Genomic DNA, 16,472 nt, shown 5'->3' on the forward strand with positions numbered 1-16,472 from the left:
GGTCCATAGGAGGCCCGTGTTTTTGGAAAGGAACGATGGGCGACTCGGATAGCGGGTCCTCTAGCGCGGCGCAGAGCGCGCAGGATCATAGTAACGACGGGTATCGTGGGCTGTTTGCCCGATTGAAAGATGCCTTCTCCAACGGTTCGGGCGAGACCGAGCCGGACCATTCCACAGACACCCATGTTCAGGTGAACGGAACCTCGCAGGCAGGCGCCTCGCTGGGGCTTCTCAACCTGCGGCGGATGCGGGTGGAGGACGTGGCGATCCCGAAGGTGGAGATCGTGGCGGTTCCGGTGGAGATCACCAAGGAAGAGCTGGTCAAGGTGTTCCGCGAAAGCGGGCTGACCCGGCTGCCTGTCTACAAGGGCACGCTGGATACGCCGCTGGGCATGGTGCACCTGAAGGACTTTGCGCTGACGCACGGGTTCAACGGCGGCGGCGGGCGGTTCAACCTGCGCAAGATGCTGCGGCCGCTACTGTTCGCGCCGCCGTCGATGCCGATCGGGGTGCTGCTTCAGAAGATGCAGACGCAGCGGATGCACCTTGCGCTGGTGATCGACGAATATGGCGGGGTCGACGGGCTGGTTTCCATCGAGGACCTGATCGAACAGGTCATCGGCGAGATCGAGGACGAGCACGACATCGACGAGGACAATTACTGGGTGCTGGAAAAGCCCGGCACCTATCTTGTCCAGGCGAAGGCGCCGCTCGAGGAGTTCGAGGACGAGATCGGTATCAAGCTGGCCGACGAAGAGGATCAGGAAGAGATCGACACGCTGGGCGGGCTGGTCTTTATGCTGTGCGGCCGGGTTCCGGCACGCGGCGAGATGATCCCGCATCCCGCCGGGGTGGAATTCGTGGTCGTCGATGCGGACCCGCGGCGGATCAAGCGGCTGCGGGTGCGGCTGCCGCAGGAAACGCGTGACAACTAGCGCGCTGCCGGCCCGGTTCGGACGTCGTTCGATGCCGCTGGCCGCGCTGTTCGGTGTGCTGGCGGCGCTGGGGCAGGCCCCGGTGTCGCTGCCCTGGGCGACGCTGGCCGGGCTGGCGCTGGTCTATCCGCTGTTCGCGCTGGCGGCGCGATCGAAGGGCGCGGCGTGGATCGGCTGGGCGTTCGGCGTGGGGTATTTCGCGGCGACGCTGTTCTGGATCGTCGAGCCGTTCTTTGTCGACGCGGCGCATGACGGCTGGATGGCGCCCTTCGCGCTTGTGTTCATGGCGGGTGGCTTTGCGCTGTTCTGGGCCGGGGCCTTTGCGCTGGCGCATTGGGTCGGATCGGGGCGCTGGGGGCGGGCGGTGGCCTTTGCCGCGGCGCTGGCGCTGGTGGAACTGGCGCGGTCCTACATCCTGACCGGATTTCCCTGGGCGCTGGTCGGCCATGCCTGGGTCGGCTGGGCGCCGATGCAGCTTGCCGCCTTTGTCGGGCCGGTTGGGCTTAGTTTCCTGACGGTACTGTGTGCGGCGCTGGCGGCGGCGGCGTGGCCATCGTGGCGGCGTATCGTGCTGGTGCTGCTGCCCTTCGTGGCGCTTTACGGCTTGGGCGTGTGGCAGGGGGCGCGGCACCTGGCGGAGCCGCTGGGGCCGGTGGTGCGGCTGGTGCAGCCGAACGCGGCGCAGCACCTGAAATGGGATCCGGACCATGCGCGGCTGTTCTTTCAGCGGGCGCGGGAGTTCACCGCCGCCGGTGAAGATGGCCGTCCGGACCTGATCATCTGGCCGGAGACGGCGATTCCAGTGCTGCTGGAGCAGGCGGAGGTGTGGCTGGAACTGATCCACGAATCCGCCGGCGTTGTTCCGGTGATCTTGGGGATCCAGCGGACCGAGGGCGACGACGCCTTCAACAGCCTGATCGTGCTGGACGAGAACGGCGAGGTCTCGGACCTATACGACAAGTATCACCTGGTGCCGTTCGGGGAGTACATGCCGCTGGACCGGGTTCTGGACCGGGCCGGGACGACGCTGTTCGGTGTCGGGACCGGGCGCGGCTACAGTGCGGGGCCGGGGCCGGAGATGCTGGAGCTGGGGGCGCTGGGCCGGGTGCTGCCGCTGATCTGTTACGAGGCGATCTTTCCGCAGGATGTGGCCGCCGCGCCGGAACGGCCCGACTGGCTATTGCAGATCACCAATGACGCGTGGTTCGGTGCAATCTCGGGCCCGTACCAGCACCTCGCGCAGGCGCGGCTGCGGGCGGTGGAGCAGGGGCTGCCGATGGTGCGTGCGGCGAATACCGGGGTGTCGGCTGTGATCGATGCGCGGGGCAACGTGCTGCAGTCGCTGCCGCTGAACGAGGCGGGCTGGGTGGATGCGCCGTTGCCGCCCGCTTTGCCGCCGACTATTTACGCGAAGACGGGTGATTGGCCCGTGGCGGGGCTATTGTTCGTGCTGCTGATCGGTCTTTTCCTGCGGCGCAGCAATTCTGTTGACGAAATCGCTGCGTCCCGATAACGCAGTCGAACGTGCCGCCACAACGGCTTCCTGGCGTGGTCGGCCCAAAACCCTAATGGAGCACTCATGTCCAGAGATAACTATATTTTTACCTCCGAATCCGTTTCGGAGGGTCACCCCGATAAGGTCTGTGACCGGATTTCGGATGCAGTCCTCGATGCATTTCTAGGCGCGGATCCCTATTCCCGCGTCGCATGTGAGACATTTGCAACGACAGATCGCGTGGTCATCGGCGGCGAAGTCCGCGGGCCGGGCGATATCATTCGCAGCGTTGAACAAATCGCACGCGATTGCGTGAAGGATATCGGCTACGAGCAGGAAGGCTTTCACTGGGCCAACATGAAGGTGGACAGCTACCTGCATGCCCAGTCGGCCGATATCGCGCAGGGCGTCGATGCCAGCGGCAACAAGGACGAGGGCGCGGGCGACCAGGGTATCATGTTCGGTTACGCGACCGACGAGACCCCGGAACTGATGCCGGCGCCGATCCTTTATTCGCACGCGATCCTGAAAAAGCTGGCCGAGGTGCGCAAGAACGGCACCGAGCCGAAGCTGGGGCCGGATGCGAAATCGCAGCTGACGGTGAAATACGAAGGCGGCAAGCCGGTTGGCGTGACGTCGATCGTGCTGTCGACGCAGCACCTCGACCCGTCGCTGACCTCGGAAGACGTCAAGGCGCTCGTGTCGCCTTACATCTACGACATCCTGCCGGATGGCTGGGTGCTGCCCGACTCCGAGTGGCATGTGAATCCGACCGGCAAGTTCGTGATCGGCGGGCCGGACGGCGACGCCGGGCTGACCGGACGCAAGATCATCGTCGACACCTATGGTGGTGCTGCCCCGCATGGCGGCGGCGCGTTTTCCGGCAAGGACCCGACCAAGGTGGACCGCTCGGCGGCCTACGCGGCGCGGTACCTGGCGAAGAACGTGGTCGCCTCGGGCATGGCGAAACGCTGCACCCTGCAGCTGTCCTATGCCATCGGCGTGGCAAAGCCGCTGTCGATCTATGTCGACACCCACGGCACCTGCGACGGCGTGACCGATGCCGAGATCGAACAGGCGGTGGGCAAGGTCATGGACCTGACCCCGCGCGGTATCCGCGAGCATCTGCAGATGAACCGCCCGATCTACCAGCGTACCGCGGCCTACGGCCATTTCGGGCGCACGCCCGAAGAGGACGGCGGCTTCTCGTGGGAGAAGACGGATCTGGCCGAGGCGCTGAAGAAGGCCGTGTAAGCGCGGCCTTCCTGCAAGGCGATACAGGCGACGCTCTGCCGGAGCGTCGCCTTTTTCGTTTCGGGCAGTCTACGATCTGGCGGTCGCTTCCTGCTTGGGGCTGGCCGAAGTTGCTGCGGGAGGCACCGACGGGGGTACGGGGCTGACGGGCTGGATAAAACCCCGGCGGCGCGTGCCGAGTAGCTCAGACAGCCCCGGCGATGACCCAGACGCCCCAGGCGATCAGGACGGCGCCGGCGACCCGCGACAGCGGGCGGCCGAAGGGCGTGAGCTTTTCCAGTGCCACGAACGCGGCAAGGCCGACGATCCAGTAGAGGTTCATGATACCGCCGACGAAGAGCAGCGCCATCAGGAACCAGCAGCAGCCGAGACAATAGGCGCCGTGTTCGAGCCCCATCACGAATGCGCCGGATGCACCCGGGCGGCGGCGCCTGGTCAGGAAATCGGCGGGCGAGCGGCAATGGGCGAGACAGGTATCCTTCCACGGTGTGAACTGGAAGGCGCCGGCGGCGATCAGGACGAGTGCGCCGGGGATCGTGTCGATCAGCGTCATCATCGTCGCTGAAACGATGCCCGCCGCCTCCAGCGCCCATTGCGCGAAGGCCGCGAGCAGACTGAAGCCTGCCCAGGCGGCGAGGTATCCGCCGAGAAACGCAGCGGCGATGGCGGGCACACGCGCCGCCTGCGCCGTCTGCCGGAGCAGGGCGGCATAGAGCAGGATGACCGGCGCGACGCTGGGCAGCATCATCGCGATCATCATCACCCACCACATCAGGAAGACGAGGACCGCGTAGCCGAAGCCCCACGCGCCGGGTTCGCGCATCCCGGGCATGTCGCGCATGCCCGCCATCCGCGTCATTTCCACCGCCGTCATGTTCATGCCGATGCCATAGACCGTGTAGAGCCCGGCCAGCAGGAACAGTGCGCCCATGGCGCAGATCAGCAGTGTGCGGTCGCGCCGAAGCGCGGTTTCCACCAGCCCCCGGGTCATGCGGTCAGGCGGCTTCCAGCACGCCCTTGCCGGAAAGGTGCAGCTCGGCGAACTGGCCGTAGCTGCTGTCGAGGCCGCTGAGGTCGATCTCGCCGCTGGAACGTGTGCTGGCGGATCCGATCTCGGCGATGCGGTATTCGAAGCCGTTGGGCAGGTCGATGCGGGCCCGGTGCTCGGCGCCGGTCACAGGGTTGCGGATCGGTTCGGCGGTCATCTCGAAAATGTCGCCGACGGTGCCCTTGCCGGTGCGCGCCTCTATGTCGAGGTCGAAGCCGATCGGTGCGCGGATCGTTTCGAGCCGGTTCGGCGACATGGCGGCAAAGACCCACCACATGGTCGCCATATCGTCGGTATCCTCGCCGAGCATGATCTTTTCCATCGCCTGGGCCTGCGCGTCGGTCGCCTTGTCGTCGATGAAGAGCTGCATGGTGCCGCCGCCCTCGTGGACCGGGCCGTCCCAGGTGTAGTTGGAGGCGGTGTAGAGGCCGTCGAGCTTTACGCCGCCGTAGTGGCCCTTGTTTATCTCGAAGATGACTGCCGCGCGGCAATGGCCGTGTGTCGGCAATGCGTTGAACTGGCAGCCGCAGCCATAGCTGCAGTTACAATTGACCATCTCGCGGCCATGGATTTCCCAATCGGTCATAACTGTCCCCCACCATGTCGAATAATCGACTTTACGCTAACGTTGGGTAAGGTATCACGATTCGGCGTTGTCCCGAACGGAATACCGGTTTTCCGCCCGGACTCGCGTGGTTTGTGCCTGTTTCGTGGGCTTGACCGGGGAAATCGAACCTGCCAGTTCCCGCGCCGATGAGCGAAACCAAGCACCCGAAAGCGCCGTGGCGCAATTTCTACGGGCGGCGGCACGGCAAGACATTGCGGCCGGCGCAGCAGGAATACCTTGAGGAAGATCTGGCGGCGCTGAGCCCCGGGCCGGTGGACTGGGACGTGAACCCGGAGCGCACGGCGCTGGACGTGGAGGCTCTGTTCGGCGGGCGCGAGCTGTGGCTGGAGATCGGGTTCGGCGGCGGCGAGCACATGGTGCATCAGGCGGCGACGCATGCGGATGTCGGGATCATCGGCTGCGAGCCGTTCATTAACGGCGTGGCGATGCTGCTGGGCAAGATCCGCGAGGCGGAAGTAGAGAACATCCGTATTCACCCGGGCGACGTGCGCGACCTGTTCGACGTGCTGCCGGAAGCCTCGGTGGCGAAGGCGTTTCTGCTCTATCCCGATCCGTGGCCGAAGAAGCGGCATCACCGGCGGCGTTTCGTGACGCCGGAGCATCTAGAGCCGCTGGCGCGGGTGCAGAAGCCGGGGGCGGAATTCCGGGTGGCGACGGATATCCCGGATTACGTGCGACAGACGCTGGAGCAGGTGCCGCAGTTCGGGTTCGAGTGGACCGCCGAGCGGGCGGCGGACTGGCGGGAGCCGTGGGACGACTGGTATTCGACCCGCTACGAGCAGAAGGCGCTGCGCGAGGGGCGGGTGCCGCATTACCTGACGTTTCGGAGAATGTGATATCCTCGGGTCATTCTAACCGAGGATTTAGCAATGGCCGACCTCTGCATCACCAATTGCCACATTCATCTCTTCACCCGGAACCACATACCGTCCGACTATCCGTCGCCGCTTCTGCGGCCGTTCCGGCGATTACCGTTTCTGGTTCGGTTCTTTGCCTGGGTTGCGCGGGTAATCAATCGAACGGACTGGGCGGACATGCTCGACCGCCTTTATCGATTCCAGCAGGAATCGGACAAGGTCGAGCAGCGCGAGATACTGGAGGCAGTACGAGGGTATTATCCGGAGGGGACCCGGTTTGTCGTTCTGCCGATGGACATGAGCTGCATCGGGTACGGGCCCGTCCCGATGTCGCTGAAAGAGCAGCATGACGAACTCAACCGGCTGCAGGTGAACGACAAGGCGCCGGGCAGCATAATCCCCTTCGCCACGATGGACCCCAGATCGCAGGCCAGCATCGACGAGGGGATGCGCGCAATCCGCGAGTTGCAGTTCAAGGGACTGAAACTGTATCCGCGACTGGGTTTCGCGCCCGATGATCCGGCGCTGATGGACCAGGTTTATCCTAATCTCGCGGAACAGGGTTTGCCCGTGATGACCCACTGTTCGCGGGGTGGCGTGCAGGGGCGTGAGCTGAGCGATTTCACCGCCGATCGGTATAGCGAGCCGGACGCTTTTCTGCCCGTGCTGCAGAAATTTCCTAAGCTGCGCGTCTGTCTGGCGCATTTCGGCGGCCAGCGCGACTGGGAGGCTTATGCGCGTGGCGAGGCACCGACCGGGAACGACAACTGGCAAGTGCGGATTCGCCGGCTGATCTGTAGCGACGACTGGCCCGGGCTGTGGACGGATATCTCCTATACCCTGTTCTATTTCGACGACTACATCCCCTACCTGCGGATCTTCCTGCTGGCGGATGACGACGCAGGCAAACGATTGCGCGAACGCGTTCTGTTCGGGTCGGATTTCTACATGACGCGTCGCGAGGCCCTGTCAGAGCGGGATATCTGTTTTCGCCTGCGGAATGCGTTGGGGGAAGAAACCTTCCGCCAGATTGCGGAGACCAATCCGCATGCCTGGCTGACGGGTGAAGGCCTGTAACGGACGTTCCCGTCTCTGCCAGCTGCATCAGACGGTGGACCTTGTATCGGAGCTTGGGTAATCGGGGGACGGTTTACTGAGAGGTCCCCATGTCGAGCCACGGCCCCGCGATTCCCATGACCGCCCGCAAGTCGGGACCGCTGAAAGGCACGGCGCATGTGCCGGGGGACAAGTCGATTTCGCACCGCTCACTGATCCTCGGCGCGCTGGCGGTGGGTGAGACGCGGATCTCGGGCCTGCTGGAAGGGCAGGACGTGCTGGATACCGCCGCCGCAATGCGGGCTTTCGGGGCCGACGTCGTCGAGGAGGGCGGCGGCCACTGGCGGGTGCACGGCGTCGGCATCGGCGGCTTTTCCGAGCCGGAGGATGTGATCGATTACGGTAACTCCGGCACCGGGGTGCGGCTGGTCATGGGGGCGATGGCGACCACGGCGATCACCGCGACCTTTACCGGGGATGCGAGTTTGCGGAAGCGGCCGATGGGGCGGATCACCGACCCCCTGGCGCTGTTCGGGACGCGGGCCTATGGGCGCGCGGGCGGGCGGCTGCCGATGACGCTGGTGGGTGCGGCGGATCCGGTGCCGGTGCGCTATACCCTGCCGATGGCCTCGGCGCAGGTGAAATCCGCGGTGCTGCTGGCCGGGCTGAACGCGCGGGGCGAGACTGTGGTGATCGAGCCGGAGGCGACGCGGGATCATACCGAGCGGATGCTGACGGGGTTCGGCGCGGAAATCTCCGTCGAGCCGCTGGCAGAGGAGCGGGTGATCACGCTGGTCGGGCAGCCGGAGCTACGCCCGCAGGTGATCGCGGTGCCGCGCGATCCGTCCTCGGCGGCGTTCCCGGTCTGCGCGGCGCTGATCGTCGAGGGATCGGACGTTCTGGTACCGAATATCGGGCTGAACCCGACGCGGGCCGGGCTTTATGAGACGCTGCGCGAGATGGGCGCGGACCTGACCCTTGAGAACGAGCGGGTCGAGGGCGGTGAGCCGGTGGCGGACCTGCGGGCGCGGTTCTCTCCCGACATGCAGGGGATCGAGGTGCCGCCGGAGCGGGCGCCGTCGATGATCGACGAATACCCGATCCTGTCGGTGGTGGCGGCGAATGCGACGGGCAAGACCGTCATGCGCGGCGTCAAGGAACTGCGGGTGAAGGAGAGCGACCGCATCGACGCGATGGCGCGCGGGCTGGAGGCCTGCGGTGTGATCATCGAGGAGGACGAGGACACTCTGATCGTGCATGGCATGGGCGCGGGCGGCGTGCCGGGCGGCGCCACCGCCGAGGCGCGGCTGGATCACCGGATCGCCATGTCCTTCATGTGCTGCGGGATGGCGGCGAAGAAGCCGGTGAAGATCGATGACAGCGGGCCGATCGCGACGTCCTTCCCGATCTTCGAACCGCTGATGGCGGGGCTGGGCGCGCAGCTGGTCCGGAGCAATTCGTGAGCGCGTATTTCGGGCACTGGCGGCTGATCCCGGAAATCAGCCACTACTCGGCGGGCGGCCCCCCGGAGCGCGGCGACTATGTGATCGAGGACCGTGATGGCGAGATCGCGTTCACCGTCAGCTGGGAGGCAGAGGGGAAAGAACTGAAGACGGAGTTCGCGGCGCCGGCGGACGGATCGCCGGTGGAGGCGGGGTTTCCCGGGGTCGACAGCTATTCGGTCACGCATGAGGACGATTTCACCTTGCTGAGCGATGCGATGGCGGGCGGCGAGGCGATCCTGAAAGCGGTGCGCCGTGTGTCGCGGGACGGGCGGTTGATGACCGTGCTGCAGGAGAATGCGGACGGGCAGGGCGGCTGGATCCGGATCTTCCAGGTCTACGAGAGGGCGTGAGCATGGCCGAGGGAAGCTGCCTGTGCGGGGACGTGCGATACGTGGTGAGCGGGCCGATGCGGCCGGTGATCGCGTGCCACTGCATCCAGTGCCGCAAGACCTCGGGCCATTTCGTGGCCGCGACCTCGGCGCCGCGGGAGGATGTCGAGGTTTTCGGCGAGGTGTCTTGGTACCAGTCGTCGGACACGGCACGGCGCGGGTTCTGCGGACGCTGTGGGTCGAGCCTGTTCTGGGACGGGCCGGGGCGGAACCTGTCGATCCATGCGGGGACGCTGGACGGGCCCACAGGCCTGACGCTGATGGGGCATATCTACTGCGCGACGAAGGGCGACTATTTCGAGATCGCCGACGGGTTGCCGCAGGCGGAGGGCGAGGATCCGGTGTTGACCACCATGATGCCGGATCAAGGGGTCTGATGCCCGCAGGTTCCGCATTCACCGTCGCCATCGACGGGCCGGCGGCAGCCGGGAAGGGGACGGTCTCCAAGGAGGTCGCGCGGCATTTCGGGTTCGCGCATCTTGATACCGGGTTGCTGTATCGCGCCGTGGGCCGGCGGGTGCTGGATGGCGAGGATGCGCTGGCGGCGGCTCAGGCGCTGCGGCCGGAGGACCTGCATCGCGATGGTCTGCGGTCGCCCGAGGTGGCGTCCGCCGCGAGCGAGGTGGCGGTGCGCGGCGATGTGCGCAGGGCGCTGGTGGCGTTTCAGCAGGGCTTTGCCCGGCAGGAGGGCGGCGCGGTTCTGGACGGGCGCGATATCGGCACGGTGATCTGCCCGGGGGCGGAAGCGAAGCTTTACGTGACCGCCTCGGACGAGGTGCGGGCGCGGCGGCGGTTTATCGAGTTGCAGGCGACGGGGCATGACGTCACCTTTGACGGGGTGCTTGCGGATCTGAAGGCGCGGGATGCGCGGGACAGCGGGCGGACCGACGCACCGCTGGCGATGGCGCCGGACGCGGTGCTGATCGACACGAGCGAAATGAGTATCGACGAGGCGGTGGCGGCGTCCATCGCGGCGGTCGAGGCGCGGATGACAGGAGAGCGATGATGCAGCAGCGTGAACTGGGCAAGGGCGGGGCGAAGATCTCTCCGATGGGGATCGGGGCGATGTCCTTCGCCGATTTCTACGGGCCGACGGACGAGGCGGAGAGCCACGCGATCCTCGATGCCGCGATGGAGCTGGGGATCAGCCATATCGACACGTCGAACGTCTATGGTGCGGGGCGGTCGGAAACCGCCATCGGCACCTATCTGGCGAAGCGACCGGAGGCGCGGGACTTCTTTTCCATCGCCACCAAGGGCGGGATCGCGCGGAGCCCGGAAGGGGAACGGTATTACGACAACTCGGCGTCGTATCTGGAAGGCGAGCTGGACAAGAGCCTGAAGCGGCTGGGGGTGGAGTGCGTCGATCTCTACTATATCCACCGGCGGCAGGCGGAGATGCCCATCGAGGAAGCGGCAGAGGCGCTGGCGTTGCTGGTGCAGAAGGGCAAGACGAAATCCATCGGCTTTTCCGAGATCGCGCCGTCGTCCCTGCGGCGGGCGGCGGCGGTGGCGCCGGTTGCGGCGGTGCAGTCGGAATATTCGCTGTCGACGCGCTCGCCCGAGCTGGGGCTGGTGCAGACCTGCGCGGAGCTGGGCGTGGCGCTGGTAGCGTTTTCGCCGGTGGGGCGCGGGCTGCTGACGGACGATCCGCATACGCCGGAGCGGGTGGAGACGATCCCGTTCCTGAAGTCGAATCCGCGGTTCGAGCCGACGAACCTGCGTTACAACCTCGAGATCACCGACCGGTTCCGCCGGCTGGCGGCGGCGCTGGGAGAACCGGCGGCGGCGCTGGCGATTGCGTGGCTGATTTCGCGCGGGGATCAGGTGATCCCGATTCCGGGGACGCGCTCGGTGCGGCATTTTCGCGAGCTGGCGCGAGGCGCGGAGCTGAAGCTGGGCGCGTCGGAACTGGCCTCTATCGAGGATGTGCTGCCGGTGGGATGGGCGCATGGCGACCGCTACAACACCGGGCAGTGGAACGGGCCGGAACGCTATTGCTGACCTGCACGGGGTGAGCGGGATCGCTCTGGCGCCCGCGTCGGCGCGCGATGCGGACCGGCTGGCGGATATCCGTGTGGAGGCGATGCGCATGAGCCTGGAGGCGCTGGGGCGGTTCGATCCGGTCAGGGCGCGGGCGCGGTTTTTTTGACCGTTTCGAGCCCGGCGATACGCGGCTGATCCTGGTAGGCGAGGTGCTGGCGGGGTTTGTCGTGGTGCGGGTGCAGGCGGATCACCTGTATCTCGACCACCTTTATCTGCGGCCCGCGATGCAGGGTGGCGGCAGGGGCCGCGCAGTGGTGGAGATCATCCAGCAGGAGGCGCGCGATGCGAAGCTGCCGCTGCGCCTTATGGCGCTGAGGGACAGCCCGGCGAACGGTTTCTACCAGCGCTGCGGGTTCCGGATGACCGGCAGCGACGAGTGGGACGTTCATTACGAGTGGTGTGCCGCCGGTTAGCCGAGCTGGCTGAGGGTGAGCGACAGGCAGAGGCCGAGGGCGACGGCGACGCCCGTCCATTTCTTGTCTTCCTTCCTGGCCTGCGGGAAGACCTCTCGCGCGAGCGACGCGACGACGGCGCCGGCGGCGAAGCATTTGATCGCGGAGGTCAGTTCGTCGGGTGCGTCGGAGAGCCCCCAGTAGCCGAGAAGTGCTGCGACTGAGAGCAGAACCGCGACGCCGGACCAGATCGCGATGACCGTGCCGCGGCTTCTGCCATCCTTCATCATCCGCTTGGCGCCGCCTGCCGCCTCTGGCAAGTTCGACAGGAAGATCGATCCGGCCAGTGCCGCCACCTGCAGCGCGTCGGAGCCGATCAGGGCGGTGCCGAGGGCGAGGTTTTCGGGCACGCCGTCGAGCGTGACGGCCAGCAGCAGACCGATGCCGCCGGCATTCGAGAGCTTCGCGTCTACCCAGTTGTCCAGCAGCGTGAACAGGGTCGCGCCGAAGCCGATGGCGACGGTGACGGCGAGGAGCGGCAGGGTTTCGGTGCTGGGGCGGATCATTTCTTCCATCAAGGAGACGATCAGCGCGCCGCCGGCCATCGAGACGATGAAGCCCTCCGTCTGGTCGCCAAGACCGCGAAAGGCGCCCCAGACAGCGCCGAGGATCAGCGCAGCAGAGGTGATGAGGATGACGGCGATGACGACCATGAAAGACAGGACGCCGCCGATGGCAGGAGGTTCCCCCTGACCGCGCGGAAGGGCGCCGACGGCGCGGGGCTTGCATTCGGGCCGGGCGGCGGCTATATCGCGCCCGTCGACAAGGCGGGCAACGCTGCAAGGCAAGAGGACGAGCAGGGTCGGAAGTTCCGGCCCTCTTTGTTTTGCGGACCGCTTGACCAACGAAACCCCAAGACCGGCGGAGACAACCGCCCGGCCCGAATAGCAAAATGTAAGGAACTGACACGCCACATGGCTCATAACGCATCCATGGAGGAATTCGAGGCCCTCCTTAATGAAAGCCTCGAAATCGACACCCCGAACGAAGGGTCTGTCGTCAAAGGCAAGGTCATCGCGATCGAAGCGGGACAAGCCATCATCGACGTCGGCTACAAGATGGAAGGCCGCGTCGACCTTAAAGAATTCTCCAATCCCGGTGAAGCGCCCGACATCAGCGTCGGTGACGAGGTCGAGGTGTTCCTTGACCGCGTCGAGAACGCACGCGGCGAAGCGGTCATCAGCCGCGACAAGGCCCGCCGCGAGGAAGCCTGGGATCGTCTGGAAAAAGCCTATGCCGACGATGCGCGCGTCGAAGGCGCGATCTTTGGCCGGGTCAAGGGCGGCTTTACCGTCGACCTGGGCGGCGCCGTTGCGTTCCTTCCCGGTTCGCAGGTCGATGTGCGCCCGGTGCGCGATGCCGGCCCGCTGATGGGTCTGAAGCAGCCGTTCCAGATCCTGAAAATGGACCGCCGCCGCGGCAACATCGTTGTCTCGCGCCGCGCGATCCTGGAAGAGAGCCGCGCCGAGCAGCGTGCCGAGGTCATCGGCAAACTCAGCGAAGGCGATGCCGTCGACGGCGTGGTCAAGAACATCACCGAATACGGCGCCTTCGTCGATCTGGGTGGTGTGGACGGCCTGCTGCACGTCACCGACATGGCCTGGCGCCGCGTCAACCATCCGTCCGAGATCCTGTCGATCGGCGAAACCATCAAGGTTCAGGTCATCAAGATCAACAAGGAAACCCACCGTATCAGCCTGGGCATGAAGCAGCTGCAGGACGATCCGTGGGATTCGGTCGAAGCCAAGTTCCCGCTGGGCTCGGTTCATGCCGGCCGCGTCACGAACATCACCGACTACGGTGCGTTCGTCGAGCTGGAGCCGGGCGTCGAGGGCCTGGTGCACGTCTCGGAAATGTCCTGGACCAAGAAGAACGTCCATCCCGGCAAGATCGTCTCCACCTCTCAGGAAGTGGATGTCATGGTGCTGGAGATCGACACCGCCAAGCGCCGCGTGTCGCTGGGTCTGAAGCAGACCATGCGCAACCCGTGGGAAGTGTTCGAAGAACAGTTCCCGGTCGGCACCGAGGTCGAGGGCGAGGTCAAGAACATCACCGAGTTCGGTCTGTTCATCGGTCTCGAGAACGACATCGACGGCATGGTTCACCTGTCCGACCTGAGCTGGGACCAGCGCGGCGAGGATGCAATCCAGAACTACCGCAAGGGCGACATGGTTAAGGCCGTCGTCACCGAGGTGGACACCGAGAAAGAGCGTATCTCGCTGTCGATCAAGGCGCTGGAAGGCGATCCGTTCGCGGATGCCGTGGACGGTGTGAAGCGCGGCTCGATCATCACCGTGGGCGTCACGGCGATCGAGGACGGCGGCATCGAGGTGGAATACGAAGGCATGAAGTCCTTCATCCGCCGCTCCGACCTGTCGCGTGACCGTGCCGAGCAGCGACCAGAACGCTTCCAGGTTGGCGACAAGGTCGACGTTCGCGTCACCAACGTCGATCCCAAGTCGCGCCGCCTGGGTCTGTCGATCAAGGCCCGCGAGATCGCCGAGGAAAAAGAGGCCGTCGAACAGTACGGTTCCTCCGACTCCGGTGCATCGCTTGGGGATATTCTTGGTGCTGCCCTGAAGGGCGACGACAACTAGACTTGTCGATCTGATAAGTATTGAAGCCCCGCATTTAACGTGCGGGGCTTTTTCTTATTAATTTACTAAACATGTGAACAATCTAAAAAGTTACGTCAGAAACAGAACTAGGCATCACTCGGTGAATGGTCGTATTACCGGACCGAATCAACCACCGGCCAAACCCTGCCCGTTTTTTGCGAATTCATCGGAATCATTGCGTTTTTCCGGGTCATAGCCAAAATGGTTGCCGATTGAGACCGTTTTCTCGTGAATTATCACGGGTGGAAGGACTGTTAATGTTTGTGGGCCAAAGGTTTCGCCTTATAGTCGCCCAAGCCGAAGAGCCGTACCAAAGCGGTCAGAAAAGCTATTACGAAGGGGGAACTTGAATATGATCCGTTCGGAGTTGATTCAAAAGATCGCCGACGAAAACCCGCACCTGTTCCAGCGCGATGTCGAGCGGATCGTGAACACGATTTTCGACGAGATCATTGAGGCGATGGCGCGGGGCGACCGGGTCGAACTGCGCGGATTCGGTGCCTTTTCCGTCAAGCAAAGAGATGCCAGAGTGGGGCGTAACCCGCGTACCGGCGAATCTGTCGAGGTGGAAGAAAAGCACGTGCCTTTCTTCAAGACCGGCAAGCTGTTGCGCGACAGACTGAACGGGAAAGCCTGACACCCGAATGCGCTACATCCGCTATGCGATCCTGGCCGTCATCGCGGTCTGCCTTATCACCGTCGCTCTTGCCAATCGCGAACTGGTGACGCTTCACCTGCTGCCGGCGGACCTGGCGGAACTGATCGGTTTCAGCGCTGACGTGACGCTGCCGTTGTTCTTGGTGATCCTGGGCGGCGTCATTGCCGGTGTGCTTCTGGGCTTCATCTGGGAGTGGATGCGCGAGCACAAGCACCGGGCCGAGGCGACACGTCAGCGGCGCGAGAAGGAAAAGCTGGCGCGCGAGGTCAGCAAGATCAAGACAAGCAATCCCGGCGCCGACGACGACGTGCTGGCCCTGCTTGAGAATGGCAGCAAGGCGGGCTAGACCCGCGGCATGACCAATTCCGTCCGGATCAAGTTCTGCGGCCTGCGGACCGCCTCTGACATCGAGGCGGCGGCCAGGGTTGGTGCGGCCTATGTCGGTTTCAATTTCTTTCCTAAGTCGCCCCGCTACGTGGACATTGACACGGCGGCGGAGCTGGCGGCGCAGGTGCCGATGGCCATCTGCAAGGTGGCGCTGACCGTGAATGCCGACGACGCGACGCTTGATGCGATCACCGCGAAGGTGCCGCTGGACATGCTTCAACTGCACGGCAGCGAAACGCCTGACCGCGTGCGAGAGGTGAAGGCGCGTTACGGTCTGCCGGTGATGAAGGCGGTCGGGATCGCCACGGCAGACGATCTGCCGCTGCTGGAAGGCTATCTGAAGGCGGCGGACCAGATCATGGTCGATGCCAAGCCTGCGCCGGGGGCCGAATTGCCGGGCGGCAACGGCGTTCCCTTTGACTGGCGGCTGGTTGCCGGGCGACGCTGGCCGGTGCCATGGATGCTTGCGGGCGGGCTTACGGCGGACAACGTGGCCGAGGCAGTGCGCCTGACCGGCGCGCGGCAGGTGGACCTGTCCTCGGGCATCGAAAGCGCGCCTGGGGTGAAGGACCCGGCGAAGATTGCCGCTTTCGCGGCGGCGCTCGCTTGACGGTGGTGTTTCGCGAGGGCCGGCGCGAGGATGTGCCGGCCGTCGTGGCGCTGATCGCGAACGATTTCCTTGGCAAGACCCGCGAGCATTCCGACATGGAAGCCTATCTGGCCGCCTATGACGCGATGTGCGCGGAAGGGGCGAACCTGCTGATCGTGGGGGAGGAGGATGGCGCGGTTGTCGCCACTTATCAGATCACGTTCATCTCGGGTCTGTCGCTAAGCGCGGCGCGGCGGGCGCAGGTGGAGGCGGTGCGGGTCGCCGACAGTCTGCGCGGCCGGGGCATGGGGCGCGCGATGTTCGAGGATGCGGAGCGGCGGGCGCGGGAGGCGGGCTGCAGCCTGATGCAGCTGACGATGAACGCGCAGCGGACGGAGTCTCGGAAATTCTACGAAACGCTCGGGTTCGAGGCGAGCCACGTGGGGTTCAAGAAGCGGCTGGATTGACACGGTCCGTTGTGCCGCAGGTCCCGTCCTGACCCAGAATTGGTTAAGATTCCGCCCCAATTCTGTGGTTTTCCCGGCTTTGTATAAC

General features: G+C 65.0%; 20 protein-coding genes and 1 riboswitch. Of the genes, 17 read left to right on the forward strand and 3 right to left on the reverse strand.

Translation table 11 applies throughout. The features are described 5' to 3' along the window. Positions 1 to 35 precede the first annotated feature (35 nt). The 3 genes from HCO70_RS03140 (at position 36) to metK (ending at position 3,684) form a co-directional block, all read left to right on the forward strand. Positions 36 to 935 (forward strand): hemolysin family protein, encoded by a 900-nt coding sequence (locus HCO70_RS03140; protein WP_172292985.1) that lies wholly within the window; start codon positions 36 to 38, stop codon positions 933 to 935. Positions 936 to 966: 31 nt separating this feature from the next. Further along, entirely contained in the window at positions 967 to 2,448 is a 1,482-nt protein-coding gene (lnt, locus tag HCO70_RS03145) for an apolipoprotein N-acyltransferase (protein ID WP_253913185.1), read from the forward strand. 11 nt (positions 2,449 to 2,459) lie between these two features. Then, positions 2,460 to 2,511, forward strand: a riboswitch (SAM-SAH riboswitch). Between the two features lie 3 nt (positions 2,512 to 2,514). Beyond that, a complete protein-coding gene (gene metK / locus HCO70_RS03150; RefSeq protein WP_172292989.1) occupies positions 2,515 to 3,684 on the forward strand; it encodes a methionine adenosyltransferase in 1,170 nt (389 codons plus the stop codon). Positions 3,685 to 3,868: 184 nt separating this feature from the next. Here metK and HCO70_RS03155 read toward each other — a convergent pair whose 3' ends face one another. Both HCO70_RS03155 and HCO70_RS03160 read right to left on the reverse strand, forming a co-directional pair. Further along, the gene (locus HCO70_RS03155) at positions 3,869 to 4,675 is read right to left on the reverse strand and encodes a DUF2182 domain-containing protein (protein ID WP_172292991.1); all 807 of its coding nucleotides are present in this window, start codon (positions 4,673 to 4,675) and stop codon (positions 3,869 to 3,871) included. Between the two features lie 4 nt (positions 4,676 to 4,679). Beyond that, complete coding sequence (locus HCO70_RS03160) at positions 4,680 to 5,318, reverse strand: DUF1326 domain-containing protein (RefSeq protein ID WP_172292993.1); 639 nt, start codon at positions 5,316 to 5,318, stop codon at positions 4,680 to 4,682. 167 nt (positions 5,319 to 5,485) lie between these two features. Between HCO70_RS03160 and HCO70_RS03165 the strand changes: the two genes are divergently transcribed. From HCO70_RS03165 to HCO70_RS03200, 9 genes are all read left to right on the forward strand, one after another. Continuing rightward, positions 5,486 to 6,196, forward strand: a complete 711-nt coding sequence (locus HCO70_RS03165; RefSeq protein WP_172292995.1) for a tRNA (guanosine(46)-N(7))-methyltransferase TrmB — start codon at positions 5,486 to 5,488, stop codon at positions 6,194 to 6,196. A 33-nt stretch (positions 6,197 to 6,229) separates the two neighbouring features. Then, complete coding sequence (locus HCO70_RS03170) at positions 6,230 to 7,294, forward strand: amidohydrolase family protein (protein ID WP_172292997.1); 1,065 nt, start codon at positions 6,230 to 6,232, stop codon at positions 7,292 to 7,294. Positions 7,295 to 7,383: 89 nt separating this feature from the next. Continuing rightward, positions 7,384 to 8,736, forward strand: coding sequence for a 3-phosphoshikimate 1-carboxyvinyltransferase (gene aroA / locus HCO70_RS03175; protein ID WP_172292999.1), 1,353 nt, complete (start codon positions 7,384 to 7,386; stop codon positions 8,734 to 8,736). Continuing rightward, positions 8,733 to 9,128: a hypothetical protein gene (locus HCO70_RS03180; protein WP_172293001.1), complete on the forward strand. Its 396-nt coding sequence runs from the start codon at positions 8,733 to 8,735 to the stop codon at positions 9,126 to 9,128. Before aroA ends, HCO70_RS03180 begins: the two co-directional genes overlap by 4 nt. A 2-nt stretch (positions 9,129 to 9,130) precedes the next feature. Beyond that, a complete protein-coding gene (locus HCO70_RS03185) occupies positions 9,131 to 9,544 on the forward strand; it encodes a GFA family protein (RefSeq protein ID WP_172293003.1) in 414 nt (137 codons plus the stop codon). After that, the gene (locus HCO70_RS03190) at positions 9,544 to 10,173 is read left to right on the forward strand and encodes a d(CMP) kinase (protein WP_172293005.1); all 630 of its coding nucleotides are present in this window, start codon (positions 9,544 to 9,546) and stop codon (positions 10,171 to 10,173) included. The genes HCO70_RS03185 and HCO70_RS03190 overlap by 1 nt, the downstream gene beginning before the upstream one ends. Next, positions 10,173 to 11,171: an aldo/keto reductase gene (locus HCO70_RS03195; RefSeq protein WP_172293007.1), complete on the forward strand. Its 999-nt coding sequence runs from the start codon at positions 10,173 to 10,175 to the stop codon at positions 11,169 to 11,171. Before HCO70_RS03190 ends, HCO70_RS03195 begins: the two co-directional genes overlap by 1 nt. Before the next feature lie 10 nt (positions 11,172 to 11,181). After that, on the forward strand, positions 11,182 to 11,319 hold the full coding sequence (locus tag HCO70_RS24740; RefSeq protein ID WP_253913099.1) for a hypothetical protein: 138 nt from the start codon (positions 11,182 to 11,184) through the stop codon (positions 11,317 to 11,319). Positions 11,320 to 11,362: 43 nt separating this feature from the next. After that, the gene (locus HCO70_RS03200; RefSeq protein ID WP_371742150.1) at positions 11,363 to 11,626 is read left to right on the forward strand and encodes a GNAT family N-acetyltransferase; all 264 of its coding nucleotides are present in this window, start codon (positions 11,363 to 11,365) and stop codon (positions 11,624 to 11,626) included. On the opposite strand, the gene HCO70_RS03205 is transcribed toward HCO70_RS03200, so the two are convergent. Beyond that, a complete protein-coding gene (locus HCO70_RS03205; protein WP_253913100.1) occupies positions 11,623 to 12,453 on the reverse strand; it encodes a ZIP family metal transporter in 831 nt (276 codons plus the stop codon). The two genes, HCO70_RS03200 and HCO70_RS03205, sit on opposite strands and share 4 nt — an antisense overlap. 126 nt (positions 12,454 to 12,579) lie before the next feature. On the opposite strand from HCO70_RS03205, the gene rpsA reads away from it, so the two are divergent. From rpsA to HCO70_RS03230, 5 genes are all read left to right on the forward strand, one after another. Beyond that, the gene (gene rpsA, locus HCO70_RS03210) at positions 12,580 to 14,262 is read left to right on the forward strand and encodes a 30S ribosomal protein S1 (RefSeq protein WP_172293009.1); all 1,683 of its coding nucleotides are present in this window, start codon (positions 12,580 to 12,582) and stop codon (positions 14,260 to 14,262) included. Positions 14,263 to 14,635: 373 nt separating this feature from the next. Further along, positions 14,636 to 14,920, forward strand: a complete 285-nt coding sequence (ihfB, locus tag HCO70_RS03215; RefSeq protein ID WP_172293011.1) for an integration host factor subunit beta — start codon at positions 14,636 to 14,638, stop codon at positions 14,918 to 14,920. Positions 14,921 to 14,927: 7 nt separating this feature from the next. Next, positions 14,928 to 15,287, forward strand: a complete 360-nt coding sequence (locus HCO70_RS03220) for a lipopolysaccharide assembly LapA domain-containing protein (RefSeq protein ID WP_172293013.1) — start codon at positions 14,928 to 14,930, stop codon at positions 15,285 to 15,287. Between the two features lie 9 nt (positions 15,288 to 15,296). Continuing rightward, the gene (locus HCO70_RS03225; protein ID WP_172293015.1) at positions 15,297 to 15,938 is read left to right on the forward strand and encodes a phosphoribosylanthranilate isomerase; all 642 of its coding nucleotides are present in this window, start codon (positions 15,297 to 15,299) and stop codon (positions 15,936 to 15,938) included. Between the two features lie 2 nt (positions 15,939 to 15,940). Continuing rightward, a complete protein-coding gene (locus HCO70_RS03230; RefSeq protein ID WP_371742193.1) occupies positions 15,941 to 16,384 on the forward strand; it encodes an N-acetyltransferase family protein in 444 nt (147 codons plus the stop codon). Positions 16,385 to 16,472 lie beyond the last annotated feature (88 nt).

Origin of the sequence: Pseudoruegeria sp. HB172150 (genome assembly GCF_013184805.1) — a bacterium.
Taxonomy (GTDB): Bacteria; Pseudomonadota; Alphaproteobacteria; order Rhodobacterales; family Rhodobacteraceae; genus Psychromarinibacter.

What these genes read in the sequence shown, in the direction of transcription:
- HCO70_RS03140 (WP_172292985.1), top strand. Translation starts at nt 36, where the DNA reads ATGGGCGACTCGGATAGCGGGTCCTCTAGCGCGGCGCAGAGCGCGCAG.
- lnt (WP_253913185.1), top strand. Translation starts at nt 967, where the DNA reads ATGCCGCTGGCCGCGCTGTTCGGTGTGCTGGCGGCGCTGGGGCAGGCC.
- metK (WP_172292989.1), top strand. Translation starts at nt 2,515, where the DNA reads ATGTCCAGAGATAACTATATTTTTACCTCCGAATCCGTTTCGGAGGGT.
- HCO70_RS03155 (WP_172292991.1), bottom strand. Translation starts at nt 4,675, where the DNA reads ATGACCCGGGGGCTGGTGGAAACCGCGCTTCGGCGCGACCGCACACTG.
- HCO70_RS03160 (WP_172292993.1), bottom strand. Translation starts at nt 5,318, where the DNA reads ATGACCGATTGGGAAATCCATGGCCGCGAGATGGTCAATTGTAACTGC.
- HCO70_RS03165 (WP_172292995.1), top strand. Translation starts at nt 5,486, where the DNA reads ATGAGCGAAACCAAGCACCCGAAAGCGCCGTGGCGCAATTTCTACGGG.
- HCO70_RS03170 (WP_172292997.1), top strand. Translation starts at nt 6,230, where the DNA reads ATGGCCGACCTCTGCATCACCAATTGCCACATTCATCTCTTCACCCGG.
- aroA (WP_172292999.1), top strand. Translation starts at nt 7,384, where the DNA reads ATGTCGAGCCACGGCCCCGCGATTCCCATGACCGCCCGCAAGTCGGGA.
- HCO70_RS03185 (WP_172293003.1), top strand. Translation starts at nt 9,131, where the DNA reads ATGGCCGAGGGAAGCTGCCTGTGCGGGGACGTGCGATACGTGGTGAGC.
- HCO70_RS03190 (WP_172293005.1), top strand. Translation starts at nt 9,544, where the DNA reads ATGCCCGCAGGTTCCGCATTCACCGTCGCCATCGACGGGCCGGCGGCA.
- HCO70_RS03195 (WP_172293007.1), top strand. Translation starts at nt 10,173, where the DNA reads ATGCAGCAGCGTGAACTGGGCAAGGGCGGGGCGAAGATCTCTCCGATG.
- rpsA (WP_172293009.1), top strand. Translation starts at nt 12,580, where the DNA reads ATGGCTCATAACGCATCCATGGAGGAATTCGAGGCCCTCCTTAATGAA.
- ihfB (WP_172293011.1), top strand. Translation starts at nt 14,636, where the DNA reads ATGATCCGTTCGGAGTTGATTCAAAAGATCGCCGACGAAAACCCGCAC.
- HCO70_RS03220 (WP_172293013.1), top strand. Translation starts at nt 14,928, where the DNA reads ATGCGCTACATCCGCTATGCGATCCTGGCCGTCATCGCGGTCTGCCTT.
- HCO70_RS03225 (WP_172293015.1), top strand. Translation starts at nt 15,297, where the DNA reads ATGACCAATTCCGTCCGGATCAAGTTCTGCGGCCTGCGGACCGCCTCT.